The organism is Sphingomonas sp. (assembly GCF_039595165.1).
Taxonomy (GTDB): domain Bacteria; phylum Pseudomonadota; class Alphaproteobacteria; order Sphingomonadales; family Sphingomonadaceae; genus Sphingomonas.
This window is the reverse complement of the sequence record NZ_JBCNMA010000198.1, coordinates 1-3,168: the sequence shown is the minus strand read 5'-3', so window position 1 is coordinate 3,168 and position 3,168 is coordinate 1. Positions and strand designations below refer to the sequence as shown.

At 67.7% G+C, this 3,168-nt stretch carries 2 protein-coding genes; one reads left to right on the top strand and one right to left on the bottom strand.

What is annotated here, in order from left to right:
• Window positions 1-1,403, top strand: a 1,403-nt coding sequence (locus tag ABDV68_RS18640; RefSeq protein WP_343521590.1) for a family 43 glycosylhydrolase, incomplete at its 5' end; no start/stop codon positions are given.
• A gap of 159 nt (window positions 1,404-1,562) precedes the next feature.
• Here the strand turns inward: ABDV68_RS18640 and ABDV68_RS18635 are convergent.
• Window positions 1,563-2,996, bottom strand: a complete 1,434-nt coding sequence (locus ABDV68_RS18635) for a glucoamylase family protein (protein ID WP_343521589.1) — start codon at window positions 2,994-2,996, stop codon at window positions 1,563-1,565.
• Between the last annotated feature and the right edge of the window lie 172 nt (window positions 2,997-3,168).

Below are 3,168 nucleotides of genomic sequence, written 5' to 3'. Positions count from 1 at the left end.
GCCAGGTCCGCCCGGGCGAGGAAGAGAAGATGAAGCCCGGCGAGATCCCGCCCGGTCCGTGGGATCCGGCGCTGTTCCTCGACGATGACGGCAAATGGTATCTCTACTGGAACTCGTCCAACGTCTTCCCGCTCTACGGGCTCGAGATCGAGTTCAAGGACGGCCGCCTGATCTACAAGGGCGCGGCCAGGGAGATGTTCAAGCTCCACCCCGACCGGCATGGCTGGGAGCGTTTCGGCCAGGACCATTCGGGCGGCCTGCCCGACGGCACGCCGATCAAGCCGTTCATGGAGGGCGCGTGGATGACCAAGGTCGCCGGCACTTACTATCTCCAGTACGGCGCCCCCGGCACCGAGTACAACGCCTATGCCAACGGCACCTACACCTCGAAGTCGCCGCTCGGCCCATGGGAATATGCCCCGTGGAACCCGGTCGCCTACAAGCCCGGCGGCTTCGTCGAGGGCGCTGGACACGGCTCGACCTTCGCGGACAATCACGGCAATTGGTGGAACACCGGCACGCCATGGCTCGGCGCCAACTGGACCTTCGAGCGGCGCATCAACATGTTCCCGACGCGGTTCGAGGCGGACGGGCAGATGTGGTCCTCGGCACGCTTCGGCGACTTCCCGCACTGGGTGCCCGAGGGCAAGGTCGACGACATCGAGAGCCTGTTCACCGGCTGGATGCTGCTCTCCTACCGCAAGCAGGTCATCGCTTCCTCGACGCTCGGCGAATATGACGCGAGCCGCGCGGCGGACGAGAATCCGCGCACCTTCTGGGTGGCGCGGAGCAAGAACCCCGGCGAGACGCTGACCATGGACCTCGGCGCGGCGAAGACGGTCCGCGCGATCCAGGTCAATTTCGCCGACTACCAGGCCGGCCGCTTCGCCGATGCGCCCGACATCTACACCGAGTTCCGCCTCGAAGGCTCCACCGACGGCAAAAGCTGGTCGAAGCTCGCCGAGACCGACCGGCCGCGCCGCGACCGGCCCAACGCCTATCTCCAGCTCGAGCGGCCGGCCAGGGTCCGCTATGTCCGCTATGTCCACGGCCATATCGGCGGAGCGCATCTCGCGATCAACGACCTGCGCGTGTTCGGCAATGCCGATGGTGCCGCGCCCGCCACGCCCGGCGCGGTCGCGGCGGTGCGCGAGAAAGACGCGCGCAACGCCCGCGTGACCTGGCGCAAGGTGCCCGGCGCTGTGGGCTACAACGTCATGTGGGGCGTACGCCCCGATCGCCTGACGCTGACCTATCAGGTCTTCGCCGACGAGCTCGGCGGCGGCGAGACGGGCAAGCAGGATATCCGCGCGCTGAACGTCGGCGTCGGCTACTACGCGGCGGTTGAGGCGTTCAACGAGACCGGCGTGTCAAAGCGCAGCAAGCCGGTGCGGGTGCGCTGAGTTCCTTCAGCCTGCTTCTCAATCGTCACCCCGGCCTTGTGCCGGGGTCCACTTGGCTTGGCGCGTTGAGCTTAAGCCTCTTGTCCAACCTTCGGCTCCCGGTGGACCCCGGCATGAGGCCGGGTGGCGGGAAAGGAAAGGGATCTGGTGCGATCCCGCCTACCCTGCCAACCACCCCCCGCTGAACCCGGCGAGCTCCAGCCCGCGCCTGATCACCTTGGACCGTCGCATCCGCTTCCACACGAAATCGTCGCGATAGTTCGTCGCCTGGAGCAGGATCGGCCCCTGGTCGATGCCGATATAGTCGGTGCCGAGCCAGCCATGCGCGCCGTTGATCTTGCCGACCTCGAGCCGCTTGTCGGTCCAAGTGAAGCTCGGGTTGATCGCGTCGCGAAAGCCGTATTTGTCGTAGAGCCCCGGCCACTTGCGCAGCGCCTGTGCCGCGGGGATCACGATCTCGGGGGCGAAGGGCAGCGAGCCGAGCGCTGCGGTCGGCGCGATCGTGCCGTCGTCGCGCTCGTCGGGCTGGCCGAGCGGGCCGCGCGCCGCATAGCCGTAGAAGGTCGCCGCCTTGCCCTCGAACGGCAGCTGGTAGTTGCCCGGGCCGTCGCACGCGGTGAGGCCCCAGATGTCCTTCGAATAGCCCGCCCAGCCCATCGGATTCGCCATGCAATAGGCGCGGTTGGCATAGGTCGCGCGGCGGCTGTTCTCGAAATAGTCGAAGCCGGCCTCGCGCATCGGCTTGTCGCGGATGCCGCGGAAGTCGATCCAGACATGGCTGTATTGGTGGCCGAACAGTGGCGCGAAGGCGAGGTGGCGCGTGTCGCCGGTGCCGCGCCAGCATTGCGCATATTTCGCGGTCCACGCTTCCCAGCTGTTCGCCGGCACCGCATGGGCCGGCGACGCCAGCGCGAGGACATAGACGAACATCCCCTCATTATATCCCGTCCAGTTGGCCGGGATCAGGCCCTTCTCGGGATGCCAGCCCATCGAGACCGCCGCGCGCCCGTCGCTGCGGAAGAAATTCCAGTCGGCACGGGCATAGATGTCGGCGGCGAGCTTGCGGATCTCGGCTTCGACAGCGTTGTCGGCGTCGAAATATTCGGCGGCGAACAGGATGCCCATGAACAGGATCGTGGTGTCGACGCTCGACAGCTCGACATTCCGGAAGCGATGCCCATTCTCCATGTCGATGAAGTGATAGAAGAAGCCCTTGTGCCCGGTCTTGCCGGTCGGCTCGGGTCCCTGCGGCGCGTTCCAGAAGAAGCGCAGCGTCGTCCGGGTGAGCTCGGCGGCGGCGGCGCGCGGCACCCAGCCGCGCTCGACCCCGATCGGATAGGCGGTGAGCGCATAGCCGACCGATGCGATCGAGCAGAAGGCGGGGGTCGGCCAGCGATCGGGCACCAGTCCGTTCTCGCGGTTGGCCAGCTCCCAGAAGAAGTCGAAGGTGCGCCGCTCGAGATCGGCATACCAGTCCGGCAGCGCGGGCTTGGCGGGCGCGGCGAGCAGCGGATGCGCGCAGGCCGGCGCGGCGGCGAGGGCGCCGAGCGCGGGCGCGGCGAGCAGCGATCGGCGGGAGACGGGGATACGCATCGACAGGTTTCCTCTTGTGAGCTTGCTTGCAGTCAGGTCCGCGCTGCGGTCGTGTCGCGCACCACGAGCTCGGCGCCGTGGCGTTCGGCGCGGGCGTCCGCGGGGCCGCCTTCGAGCATGTCGATCAGCCGCTCGATCGCGCGCGCGCCCATCTCGGCGATCCGCACGCGCA

What these genes read in the sequence shown, in the direction of transcription:
- ABDV68_RS18635 (WP_343521589.1), bottom strand. Translation starts at nt 2,996, where the DNA reads ATGCGTATCCCCGTCTCCCGCCGATCGCTGCTCGCCGCGCCCGCGCTC.